Origin of the sequence: Microbacterium sp. AG157 (assembly GCF_003385695.1) — a bacterium.
GTDB lineage: Bacteria > Actinomycetota > Actinomycetes > Actinomycetales > Microbacteriaceae > Microbacterium > Microbacterium testaceum.
This window is the reverse complement of the sequence record NZ_QRDK01000001.1, coordinates 133,637-151,820: the sequence shown is the minus strand read 5'-3', so window position 1 is coordinate 151,820 and position 18,184 is coordinate 133,637. Positions and strand designations below refer to the sequence as shown.

21 protein-coding genes are annotated in these 18,184 nt (G+C 69.2%); 7 read left to right on the top strand and 14 right to left on the bottom strand.

Annotation, left to right across the window (positions count from 1 at the left end; translation table 11 throughout):
- Positions 1-108: 108 nt before the first annotated feature.
- Complete coding sequence (locus tag DEU35_RS00790; RefSeq protein ID WP_103210564.1) at positions 109-321, bottom strand: alternative tryptophan synthase beta-subunit; 213 nt, start codon at positions 319-321, stop codon at positions 109-111.
- A gap of 137 nt (positions 322-458) precedes the next feature.
- Between DEU35_RS00790 and DEU35_RS00785 the strand changes: the two genes are divergently transcribed.
- Both DEU35_RS00785 and DEU35_RS00780 read left to right on the top strand, forming a co-directional pair.
- Complete coding sequence (locus DEU35_RS00785) at positions 459-818, top strand: YnfA family protein (protein WP_116238348.1); 360 nt, start codon at positions 459-461, stop codon at positions 816-818.
- 19 nt (positions 819-837) lie between these two features.
- The gene (locus DEU35_RS00780; protein WP_103210570.1) at positions 838-1,047 is read left to right on the top strand and encodes a hypothetical protein; all 210 of its coding nucleotides are present in this window, start codon (positions 838-840) and stop codon (positions 1,045-1,047) included.
- 244 nt (positions 1,048-1,291) lie between these two features.
- Here the strand turns inward: DEU35_RS00780 and DEU35_RS00775 are convergent, their stop codons facing one another.
- Entirely contained in the window at positions 1,292-1,726 is a 435-nt protein-coding gene (locus DEU35_RS00775) for a DUF2000 domain-containing protein (protein WP_103210573.1), read from the bottom strand.
- A 49-nt stretch (positions 1,727-1,775) separates the two neighbouring features.
- On the opposite strand from DEU35_RS00775, the gene DEU35_RS00770 reads away from it, so the two are divergent.
- Together DEU35_RS00770 and DEU35_RS00765 are read left to right on the top strand one after the other, a co-directional pair.
- Positions 1,776-2,567: an AraC family transcriptional regulator gene (locus DEU35_RS00770; RefSeq protein ID WP_116238347.1), complete on the top strand. Its 792-nt coding sequence runs from the start codon at positions 1,776-1,778 to the stop codon at positions 2,565-2,567.
- Positions 2,564-2,959, top strand: a complete 396-nt coding sequence (locus tag DEU35_RS00765; protein ID WP_103210577.1) for a barstar family protein — start codon at positions 2,564-2,566, stop codon at positions 2,957-2,959. Before DEU35_RS00770 ends, DEU35_RS00765 begins: the two co-directional genes overlap by 4 nt.
- Before the next feature lie 29 nt (positions 2,960-2,988).
- On the opposite strand, the gene DEU35_RS00760 is transcribed toward DEU35_RS00765, so the two are convergent.
- The 7 genes from DEU35_RS00760 to DEU35_RS00735 form a co-directional block, all read right to left on the bottom strand.
- Positions 2,989-3,477: an NUDIX domain-containing protein gene (locus DEU35_RS00760; protein WP_219728536.1), complete on the bottom strand. Its 489-nt coding sequence runs from the start codon at positions 3,475-3,477 to the stop codon at positions 2,989-2,991.
- Positions 3,470-3,634, bottom strand: coding sequence for a hypothetical protein (locus DEU35_RS16935; protein ID WP_180993486.1), 165 nt, complete (start codon positions 3,632-3,634; stop codon positions 3,470-3,472). The genes DEU35_RS00760 and DEU35_RS16935 overlap by 8 nt, the downstream gene beginning before the upstream one ends.
- An 84-nt stretch (positions 3,635-3,718) precedes the next feature.
- Positions 3,719-4,249 carry a hypothetical protein gene (locus DEU35_RS00755; protein ID WP_147301811.1) on the bottom strand — a complete coding sequence of 177 codons (531 nt, stop codon included), beginning with the start codon at positions 4,247-4,249 and terminating at the stop codon, positions 3,719-3,721.
- Positions 4,246-4,812, bottom strand: a complete 567-nt coding sequence (locus DEU35_RS00750; protein WP_180993487.1) for a GAD-like domain-containing protein — start codon at positions 4,810-4,812, stop codon at positions 4,246-4,248. The genes DEU35_RS00755 and DEU35_RS00750 overlap by 4 nt, the downstream gene beginning before the upstream one ends.
- Positions 4,813-4,822: 10 nt before the next feature.
- On the bottom strand, positions 4,823-6,118 hold the full coding sequence (locus DEU35_RS00745) for a polymorphic toxin type 15 domain-containing protein (protein ID WP_103210585.1): 1,296 nt from the start codon (positions 6,116-6,118) through the stop codon (positions 4,823-4,825).
- A complete protein-coding gene (locus DEU35_RS00740; protein WP_103210588.1) occupies positions 6,115-6,432 on the bottom strand; it encodes a hypothetical protein in 318 nt (105 codons plus the stop codon). Before DEU35_RS00740 ends, DEU35_RS00745 begins: the two co-directional genes overlap by 4 nt.
- The gene (locus DEU35_RS00735) at positions 6,429-6,824 is read right to left on the bottom strand and encodes a YbaB/EbfC family nucleoid-associated protein (protein WP_258027969.1); all 396 of its coding nucleotides are present in this window, start codon (positions 6,822-6,824) and stop codon (positions 6,429-6,431) included. The genes DEU35_RS00740 and DEU35_RS00735 overlap by 4 nt, the downstream gene beginning before the upstream one ends.
- Before the next feature lie 121 nt (positions 6,825-6,945).
- Between DEU35_RS00735 and DEU35_RS00730 the strand changes: the two genes are divergently transcribed.
- Positions 6,946-7,248: a hypothetical protein gene (locus DEU35_RS00730; protein ID WP_116238345.1), complete on the top strand. Its 303-nt coding sequence runs from the start codon at positions 6,946-6,948 to the stop codon at positions 7,246-7,248.
- Positions 7,249-7,277: 29 nt separating this feature from the next.
- Here the strand turns inward: DEU35_RS00730 and DEU35_RS00725 are convergent, their stop codons facing one another.
- Positions 7,278-9,056 carry a Na+/H+ antiporter gene (locus tag DEU35_RS00725; protein WP_103210594.1) on the bottom strand — a complete coding sequence of 593 codons (1,779 nt, stop codon included), beginning with the start codon at positions 9,054-9,056 and terminating at the stop codon, positions 7,278-7,280.
- 161 nt (positions 9,057-9,217) lie between these two features.
- Here DEU35_RS00725 and DEU35_RS00720 point away from each other — a divergent pair, with 161 nt between their 5' ends.
- Both DEU35_RS00720 and DEU35_RS00715 read left to right on the top strand, forming a co-directional pair.
- On the top strand, positions 9,218-9,688 hold the full coding sequence (locus DEU35_RS00720; RefSeq protein ID WP_103210596.1) for a hypothetical protein: 471 nt from the start codon (positions 9,218-9,220) through the stop codon (positions 9,686-9,688).
- 2 nt (positions 9,689-9,690) lie between these two features.
- Entirely contained in the window at positions 9,691-10,470 is a 780-nt protein-coding gene (locus DEU35_RS00715) for a hypothetical protein (RefSeq protein WP_103210598.1), read from the top strand.
- 61 nt (positions 10,471-10,531) lie between these two features.
- On the opposite strand, the gene DEU35_RS00710 is transcribed toward DEU35_RS00715, so the two are convergent.
- The 4 genes from DEU35_RS00710 to DEU35_RS00695 are packed head-to-tail and all read right to left on the bottom strand — an operon-like array spanning position 10,532 to position 18,139.
- Positions 10,532-13,882, bottom strand: coding sequence for an ATP-binding protein (locus DEU35_RS00710; protein WP_116238344.1), 3,351 nt, complete (start codon positions 13,880-13,882; stop codon positions 10,532-10,534).
- Positions 13,879-14,613 (bottom strand): DUF4194 domain-containing protein, encoded by a 735-nt coding sequence (locus DEU35_RS00705; protein ID WP_396652076.1) that lies wholly within the window; start codon positions 14,611-14,613, stop codon positions 13,879-13,881. The genes DEU35_RS00710 and DEU35_RS00705 overlap by 4 nt, the downstream gene beginning before the upstream one ends.
- Positions 14,600-16,105: a DUF3375 domain-containing protein gene (locus tag DEU35_RS00700; RefSeq protein ID WP_103210602.1), complete on the bottom strand. Its 1,506-nt coding sequence runs from the start codon at positions 16,103-16,105 to the stop codon at positions 14,600-14,602. Before DEU35_RS00700 ends, DEU35_RS00705 begins: the two co-directional genes overlap by 14 nt.
- Positions 16,106-16,162: 57 nt before the next feature.
- Complete coding sequence (locus DEU35_RS00695) at positions 16,163-18,139, bottom strand: glycosyltransferase family 39 protein (protein WP_116238863.1); 1,977 nt, start codon at positions 18,137-18,139, stop codon at positions 16,163-16,165.
- Positions 18,140-18,184 lie beyond the last annotated feature (45 nt).

The following is an 18,184-nucleotide window of genomic DNA, read 5'->3' as shown; positions in this document are numbered from 1 at the left end:
TGTGCGGATCATGCGCGCACTCCCTCGCCGGAACGGGTGGTCCTCACGTCGAAGCTCGGGAGGGAGGCCTCGGCGGTCGGCCGTCTCCGCCCCGCTCCCTCACGATTCTCAGCGCGGGACGACGGGCGCCTCCGCTCGCCGCGGTGGGTAGTCGCGAAGCGAGATCTCGCGGCTGTCGAACATCCCTCGGCGTGCGCGGACCATGGTGACGCCGGAGCGGCGCAGGTTCTCGGCGAGTTCCGCCGTCAAGGGTGCGTGGTGCGTCTTCTGCCAGCCGCCCGCCAGCGTGTAGGTGTGGGTCACCGTGCGGGGTCGAGTCATGGATGCCTCCTGAGGGGAACCGTAGCGCCCGTGAATCGCACACGTCTCAAATGTTTCGCACCCGTCATCTGCCGGTTTTCCGGCGTAACCCGGTCGGTCACGAGGGGAGCCGCAGCGACACCCCCGATAATGTCGCGATGACCACCGCGCGCATCGTGATCCTGTTCGCTCTAGCCGCGGTCGCCGAGATCGGTGGCGCGTGGCTCGTCTGGCAGGCCGTTCGCGAGAACCGCGGCTGGTGGCTCGGGCTGCTCGGCATCCTGGCACTCGGCGCCTACGGGTTCATCGCCGCTCTGCAGCCCGAGGCGAACTTCGGGCGCGTGCTCGCCGCGTACGGCGGGGTGTTCATCGCGGGCTCGCTCGCGTGGGGGATCGTCGTCGACGGGTTCCGACCCACGGTGTGGGACTACGTCGGCTCGGCTGTCGCGCTGGTGGGCGCGGCGATCATTATGCTCGCGCCTGCGCTGGCAGGGACGGATCAGCCCGCGGGAGCGTGAGGCGCTCTACGCTGGCGCCATGACCACTGCCGCCGAAGGCTCGAACCCGCTGCGTACCGTGCTCGCGAAGATCGACGCCGACGTGCCCCTCAAGACCCCGTTGCACTCCAACCAGGCCCACATCAGTCCGCGGCTCGACCGGCTCGAGGCGAAGCTCGCCTACATGGCCGACTACATCGCGTTCCTCGAGCAGCGCATCCAGTCTCTCGAGGGAAGAGTAGTTAGCTAGGCGAGATATTAGGCGGTTGTCAAGCGCCCTCCGCGGCGAGGGTCTCTCGCGGACACTTGATCCATGAAGAACGAGAACACGCCTCACGAGGGCCTTGCCGACGACTTCGCCGATCTCGACACCGCGCGCCCCTTCGGCTCGTACCTGTCGGTGATCAACGGCGGCAACTAGTCGTCCGGAACCTCCGAGCGGGGTTCGCACGAGAGGGCCGGATGCTGTGGGCGTCCGGCCCTTCGTCGTCCGCTCACTCGTGGAACGTCGCCCCCTTGACCACCCGGTCGACGACGTTGCGGGGACCGCGCACGGCGATGCCGACCAGATCGAGATCGGATGCCGTGACGGCGGCGACCGCGGCGCGGTTGGCGGCGTCGTGCGACGTCCCGAAGAGCTCGCGGGTGTAGATCGCCAGGGCGACGTCGTCGCGTGCGGCGGCCTTGGCCCGTGCTCGGGACAGGGCGTCGCTGTCGCCCGTGAGCACGATGACCGGTTGGCGCAGCATCGGCAGGTAGGTCGTGCCGTCGGCGTCGCGGTAGGGCTCTCCGACGAGGCCGTCGGCGCTGGTGGCGATCCCCGACATCAGGAAAGCCGTCACGTTGAGTTCCTGCCACGCGGCGAGGTCGGCTGCGAGCAAGACGACCACCTTCGTGTCGAAACGGGGCGGGTCAATCACATCGGTCATGGATCCAGCTTCGGCCCGCGGTGTCGGAGGCGTCTTGTACGTTTCTTGCATGGTCGATCGCGTACGGGCTTGGCATCCCGAGGTGCCGTTCCTGCGCGAGACGTACCACGCCGATCTCGATCATGCCTATCCCGTGCACACGCACGACGACTGGACCGTCATGCTCGTCGACCGCGGGGCCGTGTCGTACGGTCTCGACGGCGCGGCGCATCAGGCGGTGCCCGCGGCGGTCACGCTCCTGCCGCCGGGCATCCCGCACGACGGGCGTCCGGCGCGCGCGGGTGAGGGGTACCGCAAGCGCGTGCTGTACCTGTCAGGCGACTGGTTGTCCGAAGCGACGGCGGCGCGCATCGCGCGACGGCCGACCCTCGCCCGCGATTCGGCGGTGGCCGCAGCACAAAGGATCCACGCGGCGCTCCGGCATCCCGGAGACGAACTCGCCGCCGAGCACTGGCTGATCGCCGTTCGCGAGGCCGTGCTGTCGCACGCGGGGTCGGAGGCGGCGGTGTTCGCCGATGTGCCATTGGCGAGGCGATTGCGCTCGTTCCTCGACGACCGGTGGGGGGAGTCGTTCACCCTCGCCGACGCCGCCCGTGAACTGCACGCGCACCCCAGCCACCTGGTGCGCGTGTTCTCGCAGACCTACGGCATCGCCCCGCACCGCTATCTCGTGACGCGTCGGGTCGACGCCGCGCGCCGCATGCTCGTCGACGGCGGCCGGCCTGCCGAGGTCGCCGCCCGCACGGGCTTTCACGATCAAGCCCACCTCACGCGTCACTTCCGCCGGGTGTTGGGCGTCACTCCGGCGGTCTTCGCCGGCTCCGGACGAGGGATGCCATGACCCCGCGCACCATCGAGATCGACGGTGCGGCGGTCCACGGCATCCCGTCGTTGTACTCCGAACTGAACCGCGTGTTCATGCCCGACGAGGACTGGACGCTGGGGGAGAGCCTGGATGCCCTCGACGACCTGCTGTACGGCGGGTTCGGGGTGCTCGACGGGGCGGAACCGGTGCGGGTGGTGTGGGAACGCTCGGACGTCGCTCGAGAAGCGTTGGGGGTGGAGGCCACCCGCGAGTACTACCGCGCGAAGCTCGCTCGGCCGCAGGTGTATTCCGTGGCCACCGCTCAACGCGCCCTCGACGCGCTCGAGGCGGGCGTGGGAGAGACGTACTTCGAGCTGGTGGTGCGGGTGTTCCGGGATCACGGGAACATCGAGCTCGTGCTCGATTGAGTCGGCGCACGGGGGCCGCAGGGTGAGGCTCACCGCGCGTTGCGGGTGAGGACGGATCGAACCAGACGCTCCGCGGCCGCGGGGTAGAGGGGAACGGCATCGGTCTCGGCATCGATCGGTCGCCAGACCACCGGCACCACGGAGCCGTCGGACTCGGTGAGGCTGCCGCCGTGCTCTCCGGGCGAGGGATCGAGTCCACCGGAGTAGAGCGCGACGATCTCGTGACCCCTCTCGCCGTCGGAGCGGAAGAGGCTCTCGACCGTGTCGAGGTAGGTCAGATCCGTGATGCGCGCACCGAGCTCCTCCTCGACCTCGCGGACGATCGCCTCGCGATGCGTTTCGCCGAATTCGACGCTGCCGCCGATCAGGCGATGGAAGCCCCGCGGGTTCTCGAGGGTCGGGGCGTGGGCGCTCACGAGATGGGAGGGGGTATCCGGGTGGGGGATGACGAGCATGGCTTTCACGCGGATCTGTGAAGGGGCGTGCCGGGACTCTTCGGTCGGGTCGACATCAGGCATGGTCGTGCAGATGCTCGTTCATCCGAGCCAGGATCGCGCTCCGATACGGCAGCTTCGTGGCGGCGGTCAGAGGGGAAAGCCGGGTGGCGTCTCCGGTTCGGTACGTCGCAAGGAAGTCCGCGACGGGCCTCAGGTAGGCGGTGAGAAAAATGTCCATGAGTTTCTCCTCGGGCAGGCCCGCTAGCGACGACCGACGCAGTGCGACGCGGCCGCGGAGACGACATGCGTTTGAGGGGTCACGTCATCGCAAATGCGCGCGGACATAGCTCTCCATCCGGTCCACGACGGAGTCGCGGAACGGGAGCTTCTTGGCGAAACTGATCGGGGATACTCCGTGTACCGATACCGAGGTGAAATCGGCATCCTCACGCTCGAACCACAGGTCGTAAATCGGATTCAGGTCCTCGTCGCTGTATTTCATGTTCAGGTCTTCGAGGAAAGGGACGCGTCCGTTCTCGTCTCGCGCGTTGATATCGGCGCCGGCATCAATCAGTCGTCGTGCGATGCGCGCGTCTTCTTCGACGTTGTGGGAGACCTGGCCGAAGAGGACGTGAAGAACGGTTGCTCCGCCGAGACCTGCCGTGAGGGGTGCGCCGCCGTCGAGCAAGAAATGGCCGAGGCTGTATCTACTCGGCAGGTCTTTGTTGGCGAGTGCCTGCAGCAGGAGCCCACACCCTCTCGCGTCCACCTTTTGAGCGTCGCCGGGGCGAAAGAGTGAAAAGAAGGTGTGTGCGGGTTCCCTAGAGGCGGTCGCGAAGAGATCGATGATCAACTCGCAAACGGAATCGGCCCCGCAAGCTGGGTAGTGAACGCGATGTGCTCGAAAATACGGGAACGGGTCAGGTACTCGACCCCTTCTGGGCCTCCTGCAGGCAATGGAAGCTTGTATGCATAGATGTAATCGAAATCCTCGGGGGTATTGAGTGAGCCATACGTCACGGCAGCCTCGGCGTACGGCGCGTAGTCCATGAATCTGTTGAGCCAGCTCTCCTGGGCTGCGAACAGTCCGATGAGGTCCAGACTCGATCCGACTCCGCCGGTGGCCCGGGCATAGCGGAACTGCAGGACGCGGTACTTCCCGTCGAACGAGACCACCACGTCCCCCATGGCCGTGGCGAGGACCGGAATCATGTCCGACCGGGGAAGAAATTCTCCGATCATCGAGGTGTAGTAATCCGGGTTCACCACGCGCAGGAACCCGTCGGCAGCCAGGCCGAATCCTTGCGCCTGCCACAGCTCGACGAGAGCCGGCTCTACCGACGGGCGGTATCGGTCGATGACCGCCTCGGGAACCGGGGCAACCGGCACGAAATCTCTAAACAGTTCGACACTCATCATCGAAATCCTATCCGCCGAGTTTGATGTTGAGGAGGGTGTTCCGGAGTTGCTCCGGCGTCATAGTCGCAGCGATGTCCTTAACCGCTTGCTCGAGATCCGGGACGCGTGACCGCCACTGAGAACCGATTGATGAGTTGACAGCGGCATCCCCGACCCCGTCGAAGTCGAGGGGATCCCCGCCAGCCACAGCATCCAGCCGATGGATGGCATGTTGAGACTTCATCCACTCAAGGGCAGCTTGCTCCGCCTCGTCGTACGGCATGCCAGACCGCACGCGCTGGGCGATCGCGTCACTCAGGGCGACCTCTCTCACCGCGGCCTGCTCGGCCTTCACTGCGCTCGAGCGGTCCCCGGTGAACTCATCCCTTCGCTGCAGCCATGTCTCGAACGTCGTGTTGTCCAAGACGTCCTGAGCGTTGGTGATCTGACGATCCCACTCGGGGCGACTGTGCTTCGGGTTGTACGTGAAGTCGACGTTCAACTGAGTCGGATGGCGCACGAGGCTCTCGGCTGCAGTTTCCGCGGCGTGTACCGTGCTGGAGCCCTTGTTGCCCCCGGCCCACTTCGTCAGGAACTGCAGCGCCTTGCCCGCCATGCCACTCAGCTCGTCGACGAGCCCGCGCAGCTTCGTGAAGGCGTTGACGACGGTGGTGATGGTCTTGCTGATGCGCGGCACAAGCGCAGAGACCCGCGAACCGACCTGCGCGGCGATCACGGGTGTCGCGAGGCCGACCGTCGCGACCGCGGTGATGGCGGCCGAGATCGCCATGCCGACGATCTGACTGATGGCGTCTCGCACGAGATCGTGGGTCATCTGCACGAGAGAGGACGCCATCGACAGTCCCGTCGAGATCGCCCCCGCCCACTGGCCCGACGTCGTCAGGTGCTGCGACAGCCCCTGCACGTGCGCCGTGTACGCGGTGATGGTCTCACCCGACAGTCCGTCGAGGTCAGCGAGCCGGTTCTGCGCGGTGACGCCGAGCTCGCTCATCCGGGCGCCCACGTTGCTCCAGGTCGCGGCGAATGCCTGCACTTCGGCCGCGTTTCCGGTCAGATCGTTCAGCCACCCCTTGAGCGGCTCGATGTGGTCGAGCAGCCACCCCAGGCCGTTGGCGATCAGCGTGCCGATGGGGTCCATCACGGCGGCGACGGTGTCCATCGCGGCCGAGAATCCCGCGATCCCTCCTTCGACCCAGTTACCACTCTGGATGGCATCGGCCAGAGCCTGCCCGTCGGTGATGAGGAACGCGCCCGAGAACGCGGACGTCGTGTCCACGGGAGCCGCCACGAGCGAGTTGCTCATCCAAGGCCTCCCTCGAGATGCTTCGTCACCTGGATGACGGTCTCTTCGAACGTGTCGAAGTCGGCGACGACTCCGCGCAACTCCTGCGCCGTGCGTTCGAGTACGCCTTCCGCGCCGCTGATGTGCTGAGAGACCGCCCCCGACACCATTCCGACAGGGGGAACGATCCAGGCGCAGAGAACGCCGAACGCCCCTCCTCCGAGGTTGACACTCTGAATCGCCGATGCGGCCTCGGCGGCATCCGAGGCCAGCTGCTGCACGCGCGAGGCATGCTGGAGAAGAATGTCCGCATCCATCCGGATCTGCTGGCTCATCGCAGCCCTCCTCGGCGCGTCACTCCATCGTCTTCCTGGTCGGGAATGAGCTCCGCGGCCACGACACCGACGATGGGGTCCGACTCGCCCATGATCTCGGTGGTCACCTCGAGGGTGCGAACGCGAGCGTTCTTCGTCGCCTTCGCGATCAGCTCCATCACCTCGGTGCTGACGCGTCGGCCCCCACGGTCGAGCGCCGAGTCCGCGATCTCGAGGTCACGGATGACCCCCGCCGCGTCCACCTCGACCGAGATGTCTCGGGTGCGTGCCACGGCTTTCGCCCGTACATCCGCGATCGCGGCCTGGAGCATGGGCAGCTTCTCGCCGCGTTCCTGAGCCCGACGCGTATCTTCTTCGATCCGCGCTAGCGTTTCTTCCGGTGATCCGTACACGCTGAGCCCCCACCCCGGCCACACGCGGCAGACGCTCCTCCACAGCGCGCGGCAATCGTCACTTATCCACAGACGAGGGTAGGTCGGAAAGTCGTCGAACAGGATGAGAATCGTCTCATCTGTGTGCGAGCGCGTGGCTCGGTCGACGGCCTGCAGGGCATTCGCGCGCGGCGACGTCGACCGGCCGTGGGACCTGGTGGGCGAGGTCACCGTTATCGGGCCGCCCGCGACACTGTCGCTCACGATGGTCGACGGGTACGTGCCGGTCACGTGCTCGATGCGCTACCTCGGCGCCGATCTCAATCAGCTTGCGGCGATCGTCCGTTTCTTCCGCGACCATCCCGAAGAACGCGCTGTGCTCGAGACCGGGGGAGAGGTGGCGCTCAACCGCGCAGCAGACGTGCTCCGTCCCGTCGGGGGCTGATTACGACGCGGGACATCCCGCCGATGCCCCTACTCGCTCGCCTTCTCAAGCCCCCGCGTGCGGATCTCTTCGAGGTCGAGGCCCGCGAGAATCTTCCGCGCGACGAGGTCGTCGATGGTTCCTTCGCGGCGGAGGCGCAGCAGCACCTCGCGCTTGCGGTCCAGCACCGCCAGCCGCAGTCGTTGCGCCTCTTTGTGGCGCAGCAGGGGAGAGCGCTGGGTGACGTCGATGTCGTCGCTCACGGCGATCATCTGCAGGGGGCCCGTGAAGGCCGCTGCCTCGTCGGGGCTGTCCGCCGTACTGTCTGCGCCCGCGCGGCGACGCTCGGCTTCGGAACCATCCGGCGGCACCGGCCCCGTCGAGGACGGGTCATCGCCGAGCGACGCGTCGAGCTCGGCGAGGTCGCGTTCTTCGATCGCGCGTTGCCGCGCGATGGCGCGGGCGTTCGCCAGCTCGAGACGTTCGTAGCCTTCGCGTCGCGCACGGTCGCGCACGCGGTCGCTGATGCCGTGCTCTGTCGCCAGGTCGTCGAGGGCGGCGAGGGCCGCACCTGAGATCGCGCGCTCGGCGAGCTCGTACTCCTCGATCGCGGCGTCGTCGTTCGGGAGCTTCGCCCACCGGATCACGGCGGGCAGCAGGGGACCCTGGACGAGCAGGGTGAGCACGATCACACCCGCCGTGACGAACACGATGGCGTCGCGACCCGCCACGGGCGCGCCCTCGGCTGTGGTGACCGGCACCGACAGGGCGATCGCGAGCGATACAGCGCCGCGGAATCCCGCGACCGTACTCACCACGCGAGATCGATGCCGCAGCGAGCGTGACGATCCGGCGGCGGGTCGCGAGAACGGCGAGAAGAGCCACTGGAACAGATACCGCACCACGAAGAGGGCGATCCACGCCGCAACGGTGACGAGGAGCAGCAGACCGATCTCCGACCCGGAAATTTCGTGCAGCACGAGTTGCACCTCGAGCCCGATCAGCACGAAGAGCGCGCCGTTGAGCAGGTAGACGCCGAAGGGCCACGTGGCATCCGCCGCTCGTCGCGACATCGCGGTGGTGATGCGCGGCGACACCCACGCCATGATCAGACCCGCGAACACCACGGCGAGCACCCCTGAGGCCTCGACGAGTTCGGCGATGAGGAATGACACGAACGGGACGAGCACCATCGTGAGGTTGATCGTGAGCGTCGACTGCATGCGGCGCAGGGCGAAGAAGGCGGCGGCCGCCACCGCGATACCCGCCGCCGCGCCACCGAGGTACGACAGCAGCACCATGCCGGTGATCTGCAGCGGCGTGATCTGATCGCCGAGCAGAAGAGCGACGGCGATCGCGTAGAGCACGAGCGCGGTGCCGTCGTTGGTGAGGCTCTCGGCCTTGAGTTTCATGAAGGTCTTGGCGGGCAACAGACGTCCGAGCGCTGCGACGGCCGTGGCGTCGGGCGGAGCGACTGCGGCACCGAGCACGAGGGCTGCCTCCCACGGCACCCCCATCCAGTTCGCGACCCCGGCGACGGCGAAAGCGGATGCCACGACGAGAAGCGTGCTCATCGGGATGATGTAGCGCAGCGACCGGCGCACCGACCTCAGAGAGGTCGTCCACGCCTCGCGGAACAGCATGACGGGCAGGAAGAGCAGGAGAACGGTCTCGGGCGGGAGCTCGATCTGACGGAGCTCGGGGATGAAGCCGAGCGCGAGGCCGATGACCAGCAGCACGAGCGGTGTCGCGACGCGCAGTCGGGGAGCCAGGACGGTGCCCACGAGCATCGCCAATCCCAGCAGAACCGTGATCTCGAGTCCTTGCATGCCTGCCGCCTTCCGCCGTGCCCCTGAGCACAGCGTAGAGATGTGCGTGGACATTCCCGATTTCTTGCCCATGCGTTCGCAGGAGTGTCCACGGGCAACCTACGGGCGATCCTTTACGGCCGCACTACTCTGGCTAGACGTTCGGCGATCGGGGATCTTTGATGTCGCTCGTCGGAAACAGCGGAGACACGATGCGGCGCGAGGTCATCGTGCCACCCGCTCTCTACCTGCCTCTCGTGGACGATCTCGATAGGCGCGGGCGACTTGCCGTCGTCCAGAAGCTCGCCGGCAACGTGATCGACGTCGTCTCCCTCGCCGCTGATGTCGCAGAGGGCGGTTCGCTCAGCTCCGGCATCGCGGAGATCACGGGAGGCATGGCCGGCGGTGCCGGAGGTGCGGCGGCCGGTGGAGCTGCGGCAGCCGCCCTCGGAAGCAACCCGGTCGGGTGGGTCATCGGCGGAACGGTCATCGGCGGCCTTGCCATTGGAGCCGGTGCCAGGTGGTTGTGGGAGGCCGCGGTCCCCCTGGACTCACGCGAAACCGTCGACGACTTCTTCACCGGGCGTCAGGCGAGGTTGGAAGGGTATGTTCCCCCGTCCCCCCGATCGCAGCCGTATCAAGGAGCGAACTGACCGTGGCCATCAGCACGATGTCGCCCCGACTTCCGTCCACCGACCCGCGCATCCCCGTCTTCCCGAATGGTCGGCGCCCCACCTGGCTCGTCGCCGTCGTCATTCTGTTTGCCGTCCTCCCCGTCCTCATGGCGGTCGCCGACGACCGGGTCGGGCTGCGCCTGATGATGGGAGCGCTGACCCTCACCATCCTCGGGGCGGCGGCGTGCCTGCATGTGCTTTTCCGCACGATCCAGGAACGCCTCCTGCGCGTCGACCAGTCGGCATCCGGAATCTGGTTCCGTCCGGCTCCGGCGGCGACCGCGGTGCCCTTCGTGTGGGGAGCGCTGCTCCTTCTTCCCGCGATCGCCCAGATCGTGGTGGATGCCGGGAACCTTGCAACCATGCCGTCGTTCCTCCTGACCCGCGCGCCCTATGCCCTGGGCCTCTTCGGCGTCGGCGTACTCGTCGTGAGTGCTCTGCGTCTGCGCGAGCCCGCCGGTCTGCATCTGACGCCGGAAGGTCTCACAGGCATCCGGGGTCGCGGTCGAGTGAACTGGTCGTGGGATGAGCTCGCCGAGGTCGGGGTCGGCTCGGGTCCGGTCGCCAAGCTTCACCTCATCGCCACGGGGGCTGGCCCGCGCGTCGAGGCACCGATGCTCGCGCTCGGCTCAGACCCCAATCAGGTGGCGACCGTCGTCCGGTACTTCCGCAACGATCCGGCGGCTCGTTCGCAGTTGAGCGAGAAGGGCCCCATGGTCCTTCGCCGAGTGGACGACTCTCTTCGCGCTCTCGAGCGCTGACCGACGGCGCGCAGGAATCCCGCGATACCGCGAGCGCGGACCCCGCGAGCCCTCGCGGCGCTCACTCCGCCGCCAGCCCCACCTTCGCCTTCGCCCACGATCGTCCGCGGGTGTCCTTGAGGATGTCGTACTCGACGTCGACGTGCGGTTCGATCGCGCTGTACTTGTCGTTCGGGGCACCGATGACGAGCTGGAAGCCCAGGCCGCGCCACGCGCCGATCGCGCGCTTGGTGAAGTGCGCGTCGGCTTTGATGAGTGCCTCGTCGAGGAACACCGGGGCGTACCGCGGCCGCTCGGAACCGGCATCCCCGAGTTGGTAGCGCAGAGCAGCGCCGACGATGAAGGCGATGAGCTCCTGCGACTCGCCTCCCGACTTCTCGCCGATGTGGTCATAGAGGGCGACGTGCTCGCCGGTGTCGGCGCGGAAGCGCTCGGCGCTGACCCGCACGTGGTTGCGCACGTCGACGAGGTCGGCGAAGTCGGGTGCGGTCGGCCGGATGCGGCCGATGAGCCGCGCCATCCGCCCGTACACGGCTTCGCGCTCCTCATCCGATGAGGCGGCGTCGATCGCGGCTCGCACGTCGCGGAGCTCCCGGCGGAAGCGCTTGCGCACCTCCGACTGGCTCTCGCGCGGCACGATCTGCAGCCGGTGCTCGTCGTCGTAGAACGGAAGGTCCCGCATGATGTCGTTGATCGGCGCAATCCGCTCGCGGATCTCGCGCAGGGCCCGGGTGAGAGCGGAGTCGAGGCTCGTGAGGTCGTTGCCCGACAGGCGCAGCAGCGAGTCGCGCCACTCCGCCTCGAGCTCGTGCAGGCCGCTGGCCTCGAGATCGGCGAGGATCCGCTCGAAGTCGCCGAGCGACTCGTCGGGGTCGGCGAGCAGGTTCGGGCTCGGCCACCGGTCGGTGAACGCGGTCATCGTGCGGCGGAGGCTCTCGCGCTGGTCGGCCCACGTCTCCTGCGCCGCACGCTGCTCCTCGAGCAGACGCTTCGACGCCGACTCCAGGGCCGCGTCGAATCGGGCGAGCTGCTGTGACGGCGTGGCGTCGGACGAACCGGGCGCCACGAAGAGGCTGTCCAGATAGCCCGCTTCGTCGTCGGTGAGCGTGAGACCCGCGTCCTCGGCGCGTTCGAGACGCACGTGCGCGGCATCCACGTCGTCGGTGATCTGCGCCCACCGCGCCGCGAGCGCCTGCTGCTCGGTCTTGGCCCCGCCGATCTCTTCGCGCAGACGCGCGGCGCGGGCACGGGTGCCCGAGATCTGTTCCTGCAGTTCGGCGATCCGCGGGTTTCCGGCGGTGATCTCGACGATCGTCTCGTTCCAGCGGTCGAGTTCGCGCTGGACCGATGCCACGTCGACCTGGTCCCAGGTCAGGTCGGCGATCTTCTCGTACGCGCCGCGCCGCTCGTCGAACGCGTCGAGGGCGGCCGCGGCTTCGTCGACCGCGGCCTTGGCGGCGGTCAGATCCCGGCGCACCGTGACGATCTGCTCGCCGAGCTCTGTCAGCCGCACGCGGGAGGAGAACCCGAGAACGCTGTGACGGATCGACCCGCCGTGAGCACCGCGCGCGCCCTGGCTCGTCTGCCCCGAGATCGTCAGCGCCATGCGGTGCCGCGACAATTCGGCCACGGCATCCACGCAGACGAAGGCGAACTGCTGATCGAGCCGGTCCTGCAGCCACCCGGTGAAGGGGGAGCGCCGGTACTCCAGGCGCCCCGGCAGCGTCGCGGGATCGAGCCCGGTGCGCTCGGGCAGGTCGGTCGACACGCCCTCGAACCGCAGGCGCTCCGACAGTCGCACGCCGTCGATCGCGGAGCGGAAGGATGCCAGGTGTGCGGCATCCACGAGCAGCGTCGTCGCGAATCCGCCCAGGGCGAGCGTGAACGCCCCGCGCCAGGGCTCGAACTCGGTGCGGACGTCGACGAGCTCGGCGACGAACGGCAGCTCGGCGGCGGTCAGCCCGGCGGCCTCGGCCAGCGCCTCGCGGGCCTCGTGCAGGCGCGGGGGGATGTTGTCGTCGCGGGTCTGCGTGCGCCGGTGTTCTGTCTCGAGGGCGGACAGCTGCTGGCGCAGATCGGTGTGCCGGCTGCTCGCGGCGACGAACGCGTCGCGCACGGCGGCCTTCGCATCCGCGTCGCCCAGGGTCTGCCGGGCCTCCTCGACGAGCGCGGCGAACTGCTTCTCGGACGACACCTCGGTCGACAGCACCGCGAGCGCCGCTTCGAACCGCTCGCGGTCGCGCTGCATGCCGGCGAGGCGCCGCTCGAGGTTCCGCAGCTCGCGCTGGGCGGCGTCGAGTCGATCGCCGCCGGCCGCGCGCAGCACGTCGCCGAGCCCCTCGCGCTCCGCTTCGGCGGCGTCGGCGAGGGCCTGGCGTTCGCGCACGAGCGCATCGGTGGCGTGCGTACGATCACGCAGCTCGGCCTCGACGGCGCCGAGCAGGTCGACCCGGCGCTGGGCGCGCCAGAGCGAGGCGCGCGAGTCGGGGTCGCCGAGGCGCCCGAGCGCGTCGATGAGGCGCAGGCGCTCGGCGGCGTCGTCGATGCGTGTCTTCATCCCGCGGATGGGCTGCAGCGCCCGCACCTGCTGGCGGGCCTCGAGCATGCGCGTGCGCGTCGATTCGAGGCCGTCGAAGTGCGTGACGACGGCGTCGGCGACCGCGAGCGTCTCGGGCTCCTCGAGCACCATGCGCTTGTACAGGTCGTCGACGGTGGTGATCTGCTGACCGGCCTGGATGCGCGCGAGCAGGCTCATCGCCTTCGTCCCCGCTCCCGCCGCCCCGATGCCGAGAACCGCGTGCAGCCGCGCCGAGAACTCGCGGTCGGTCGCGAGGGTGTCGAGGCCCGTGGCCCGTACCGCGGAGTCGGAGAGGTGGCTCTGTGCCGCCCGCTCGAGCTGGCGCAGGTCGAACGCGCCGTGCACGCTCGCGCGCACCTTGACGGCGTCGTCGAGCGTGCGGGCGGCGGCGGGGAAGTACCAGGCCCGCACCGCGGTGAACCGTGCGCCGTCGTGGTCTGCCCAGGTCATGCCGATCGCGGTCCACGTGTCGACGCCGTCGCCGCGCAGCACCCGCACCTTCGTGCCCTCGTCGGTGCGCGACTCGTCGAGCTTGCCGCGGCCGTACGAGAGGATGTTGCGCTGCTCCTGCCCGCGCGGCCGACCCACGACGGCGCCGTTCGAGGCGCCGTTGAAGGGGGTCGTGTGCGGCATCATCAGCGCGACGTACGCGTCCATGAGGGTGGACTTGCCCGAGCCCGATCCGCCGCACAGCAGCGTCGCGGTCGGCGCGAAGCGCACGCGGTGCGTGCCGTCGTATCCGCCCCAGTTGATCAGCTGCAGGTCTTCGGCGACCCACTGCTGCCCGCGGGAGGCGGCGGGGATCAGCCCGAACAGCGTCTCGAGCATGGTCATGCGCGCTCCTCCTCGAGGATTCCGGATGCCACGGCGTCGGCGTCATCGGTCAGGGGCGTCGGGGTGTCGGCATCCCGTGTCTGCTCCTCCAACCACCGCTGCAGATCGCGCAGCACCTCGGCGCTGAGCACGATCTCGATGAGCGGCCCGATGCGGTAGCGCCCCTCGGACTCCTCCTCGATGATGCCCTCGCGATCGAGACGGGCGATGGCGGTGCGGACGGCGCGTTGCTGGCTCGCGCGCGTGCCATCCGTTTCGCTGAAGTAGGTGAGCACGGTCTGCTCCACCTCTTCGACGTCGACGCGGGCGGATGCCGTGCCCGCGGTCGTCTCGCGCTGGAATACCGTCCGCAGGTACACCAGCACCAGCGTCTCGGCGCGCGAGTACGACTCGTCCTTCAGCAGGATCGGCACGTCGACGTCGTCGCTGCGGACCTGCTCCTTGTACGCGACCCCGCGGGCGTGGTCGACGACGAGGCGCACGAACAGGTCGTTCAGGCGCGACTCGATCATCTGCTGGTGCTCGAGCAGCAGCTTCCACTCGGCGGGGGAATTCTCGGCGACGAGGAAGCGGCGCTGCAGAATGCGCACGAGCACGCGCCGCACGTCGGCGTCGAGGATGCCGCGATCGCCGGCGAACAGCGCGTCGGGGTCGTTCTCCATCGCCACCGGGGCGATGAAGGCGGGGGTGTCCGTGTCAGGGGCGGACGGGTCGATGTCAGTCATCGGCATCCGTTTCTGTGGCAGTCGGGGGTTCCGCGTCCGAGACGCGGGCGGGCGCAGCGGTGACCGCGCCGAAGGCGAAGCGCCGGGTGGTGCCGTCGGGGCGCACGGCCTCGACGATCGAGACGTCGTCGGTCTCGACCAGGCCCTCGCGGTGGACGATCTCGAGCAGACCGACGAGGTCGACCGGGCGCCGGGTCTCGGCATCCGCTCCCGCGAAGGCCGTCGCGAGGTCGAAGCCACCGGGAAGCGTGGCCACGTACGCCTCCAGCTCGGCGTAGTGCGGGCCGCCCCACGCGCGCGTGTCGGCGTTCACGAACTCGACGTCGGAGTCCCCGGATGCCAGCGGCTCCGGCGCCCCGGGAGGACGCACGTCGCTGAGGGAACGACGCAGGTGCCCGATGTCGGCGAGGGGGAGCGTCCGCACGGGCTCGACGCGGCCGGGGGAGCGGGTCTGGCTCCAGCGGTGCAGCCCCGCCATGACCGAGCGCAGCAGGTCGTCGACGTGTCGGTCGCGGATCGGGTCGTGCGTGCGCACCTGCGCGGTGATCACGTGCGAGGCCCGCCGCTGGGCGGTGAGCACCTCCTGCACGCCGGCCTCGACGCGGCGCGCGATCGCGTCGAGCTCTCCGCGCTGCTCGGGGGTCATCAGGCGCGAGAACGGCTGAGTGAGCACGGCGTGCAGCTGGTCGGTGAGGTCGTCGATGTTCTCGGGGTCGCCGATCAGGCGCAGCGCGCCCTGGAACGCCCGACCCTCGGGGGTCGCCTGCATCACCTGACGCCCGCGCTCGAGGTACTCGCGCAGCACCTCGCCGGTGGGACGCACGTCGCGACGCAACTCGGCGACCACGTCGCGCTGCATCGCGGCGATTGACTCGGCCACGCGCGAGAAGTCGGCGGGGAGTTCTCGCGCGAGGTGGATGACGTTTTCGGCCTCTTCGAGCAGATGATCGTCGTCGAGCGGTTCGACGACGCCCTCGTCGAGGGCGGCGATCTCGGCGTCCAGGGCCGCTCTCTCTTCAAGCAGCGCCTCACGGCGACGACCGGGGTCGCTCTCGGCGTCGCGCGCGAGCCGGTCGACGGCATCGAGTAGGGTCCGCACGCGAGAGCGCGAGACGCGCGCGCGCCCGCCGCCGGCGCGACCGGCGATCTCGAGGGCGCCGACCGCGTGCGCCGAGAGCCGGTACACCTCGACGTCGTCTTCGATCTGCAGACCGAGCCATCCCACGCGCACCCACCCGCGGCAGATCTCTCGAGCGGAACCCGCGGGGATCCGCCGGTCATCGTCGGTGTCGATGCCCGCCGCGCGCAGCTCGTCGATCGCCTCGGCCACCTCGACGTGGGCGTCGGCGACCGCGACGGCGGGTCGGTCGGGGGTGAAGACGATCGACAGCACCGCGACGACGAACGGCGCGAACCGTCCGTGCAGCAGGTCGAGCGTCGGGTTCTTGAACGCCGTCACCGAGCGCAGGTACGCGGCTTCGGTTCGGGTGCTGCTCACTGGCTGAAGTCTACCGGCGGCGCGGCGCGCGCCGTGGCGCGGTCCGTGGAGCGCGGATCACTCGCCCGCGCACTCGTAGAGGGTGGCGCCGGTGACCTTGTTGACCTCGCCGCCTTCCTTCGACTGGCTGAAGTCCCACTCCTTCACCTCGTGGCATCCGGGGCCGGTCGCCACGCGTCTCACCGGGTCGCCTTCGGGAGCACCGGATGCCACGACGAACAGTCGCGCGTGGCCGCTGCGGACCATCTGCTCGAGGTCGTCCGTCGTGAACACGGGCACGTGTCCGCTGTAACCGCCGTCGGTCAACACGCTCGCCCCGGTGGCGTCGATCACTTGCGACGACAGGGCCCACGAGTCGGTGACGAAGAGCGGCGTGCCGTTCTCTCCGCCGCCGTGCTGACGAGCCGCCGCCACCATCTGCGTGACCGCCGGGCTCATCTGCGGGGTTCCGCCCCAGATCGAGGGGGACGAGACCGTGAACGTCTCATCGGGGTGGCCGCCGCGCGCGGTGACACCGACGTACGCGTCACCGCCGCTGCCGTCGCGCGCATCATCGAGCACCTGCAGGCTGGTCGCCACGGGCAGGCAGAGTAGGGCCACGGCGAGCGCGGCGGGGGCGACCCGTCGCAGGTGAGACAGCGTCCCCCGCATCGGCAGCGCGGCGAGTGCGCCGACGGCCAGCCCGGTCCCGCCGATCGCGACCGCGGGCACGAGGAGGACCTCGGGAAGCCGCGCTCCGCCGATCAGGACGACCCACCACACCGCCTGCACGGTCACGACGGCGGGCAGCACGAGGCGGAGGTGTCGGCGCGTCGAGCGCAGGAGGCGCGCACCCTCCCGCCACGCGATGGCGACGAGCAGCACAGTCGGGACGCCGAGCGATGCGACGTAGGCCGTGTGCGGTACGCGCGTGACCGTGAGGACCGCCGCTGCGGTCGCGAACCACGTCGCGGCGACGACCACCAGAGGAAAACGCGCGACGGACACCGGCGTGCCGGGGCGGCCGCGTCTGGGCAGGTACCGCCAGAAACCGAGGGCGATGCCCGCGAGAGCCGCCGGGTACAGCCAGCCGATCTGTGTGACGAGCGGCAGTTCCAGCAGCTTGGTGAGCGTCGGCGAACCCCCCGAGCCGGAGGGGGCCGGCGTCGTGAGCGCGTGGCCCAGCGCGGCGAGGGTCGCGCCCAGCCCGCCCGCCGAACTCGAGGCGCCCACCGACCCCGGCACCGCTCCCGGGGCGAGGCGGTCGAGGCCGTTGTATCCGAAGACCATCGCGAAGATGTCGTCGTTCGTCGAGCCGTCGACGTAGGGGCGCGCATCGGCCGGCACGAGGGCGAAAACGGTGATCCAGGCGACGGATGCCACGACGGCTGCGCCCGTGACGACTCCGGCGCGGACGAGGCCGCGGCGCCACCCGGGGGTCGCGGCGAGCGTGCCCGCGACGAGGGCGGGAAGGAGGAACCACGCGGCCATCATCTTCGCCTGGAAGCCCACGCCGATGAACACCGCACAGACCGCCAGGGGCCACCATCTGGCGGTGAGCACCGCGCGCTGCCACCACACGAGGGCGACGGCGAGGGCCATCGTGAGCAGTCCGTCCTCCATCGGGTGGGCGAACATCGACACGAAGATCGGCGTCGAGGCCGCTGCGGCGGCGGCGAGCAGCCCGGCGCCGCGTCCTCCCCAGCGCAGTGCCAGCACCGCGCACGCGACGATGGTCACGACGCCCTCGATCACCTGGGGGAGGGCTATGGCCGAGATCGACATCCCGAACAGCCGGATGCTGAGCGCCTGGGGCACGGCGAAACCGCTGAGCTTGTCGAGGGTGACCGTGGCATCCGGATCGAACGCTCCGAAGAAGAGCGCATGCCAGGACTGCGACATCGACCGGGCCGAGGCCTCGTAGAACGAGAAATCACCGCCGCGAGCCAAATTCCAGCCGGTCAGCACGACGAAGCCCGCGACGATCAGCGTCAGCGAGATCCGCGCCCACCAGGGTTCGCGCCACCAGCGCGCGAGGGGGGCGGAGAACGGCACGGTCCACAGCATCGACCTTCCGGTGCGGGCGATCGTATGCGCGAG

Bases quoted from the DNA above. Each gene is read 5' to 3' on its own strand.
- DEU35_RS00770 (WP_116238347.1), top strand. From the start codon at position 1,776: ATGGTCGATCGCGTACGGGCTTGGCATCCCGAGGTGCCGTTCCTGCGC.
- DEU35_RS00750 (WP_180993487.1), bottom strand. From the start codon at position 4,812: ATGAGTGTCGAACTGTTTAGAGATTTCGTGCCGGTTGCCCCGGTTCCC.
- DEU35_RS00790 (WP_103210564.1), bottom strand. From the start codon at position 321: ATGACTCGACCCCGCACGGTGACCCACACCTACACGCTGGCGGGCGGC.
- DEU35_RS00775 (WP_103210573.1), bottom strand. From the start codon at position 1,726: ATGACCGATGTGATTGACCCGCCCCGTTTCGACACGAAGGTGGTCGTC.
- DEU35_RS00785 (WP_116238348.1), top strand. From the start codon at position 459: ATGACCACCGCGCGCATCGTGATCCTGTTCGCTCTAGCCGCGGTCGCC.
- DEU35_RS00745 (WP_103210585.1), bottom strand. From the start codon at position 6,118: ATGAGCAACTCGCTCGTGGCGGCTCCCGTGGACACGACGTCCGCGTTC.
- DEU35_RS00710 (WP_116238344.1), bottom strand. From the start codon at position 13,882: ATGACCATGCTCGAGACGCTGTTCGGGCTGATCCCCGCCGCCTCCCGC.
- DEU35_RS00760 (WP_219728536.1), bottom strand. From the start codon at position 3,477: ATGCCTGATGTCGACCCGACCGAAGAGTCCCGGCACGCCCCTTCACAG.
- DEU35_RS00720 (WP_103210596.1), top strand. From the start codon at position 9,218: ATGTCGCTCGTCGGAAACAGCGGAGACACGATGCGGCGCGAGGTCATC.
- DEU35_RS00780 (WP_103210570.1), top strand. From the start codon at position 838: ATGACCACTGCCGCCGAAGGCTCGAACCCGCTGCGTACCGTGCTCGCG.
- DEU35_RS16935 (WP_180993486.1), bottom strand. From the start codon at position 3,634: ATGGACATTTTTCTCACCGCCTACCTGAGGCCCGTCGCGGACTTCCTT.
- DEU35_RS00705 (WP_396652076.1), bottom strand. From the start codon at position 14,613: ATGCCGATGACTGACATCGACCCGTCCGCCCCTGACACGGACACCCCC.
- DEU35_RS00725 (WP_103210594.1), bottom strand. From the start codon at position 9,056: ATGCAAGGACTCGAGATCACGGTTCTGCTGGGATTGGCGATGCTCGTG.
- DEU35_RS00740 (WP_103210588.1), bottom strand. From the start codon at position 6,432: ATGAGCCAGCAGATCCGGATGGATGCGGACATTCTTCTCCAGCATGCC.
- DEU35_RS00765 (WP_103210577.1), top strand. From the start codon at position 2,564: ATGACCCCGCGCACCATCGAGATCGACGGTGCGGCGGTCCACGGCATC.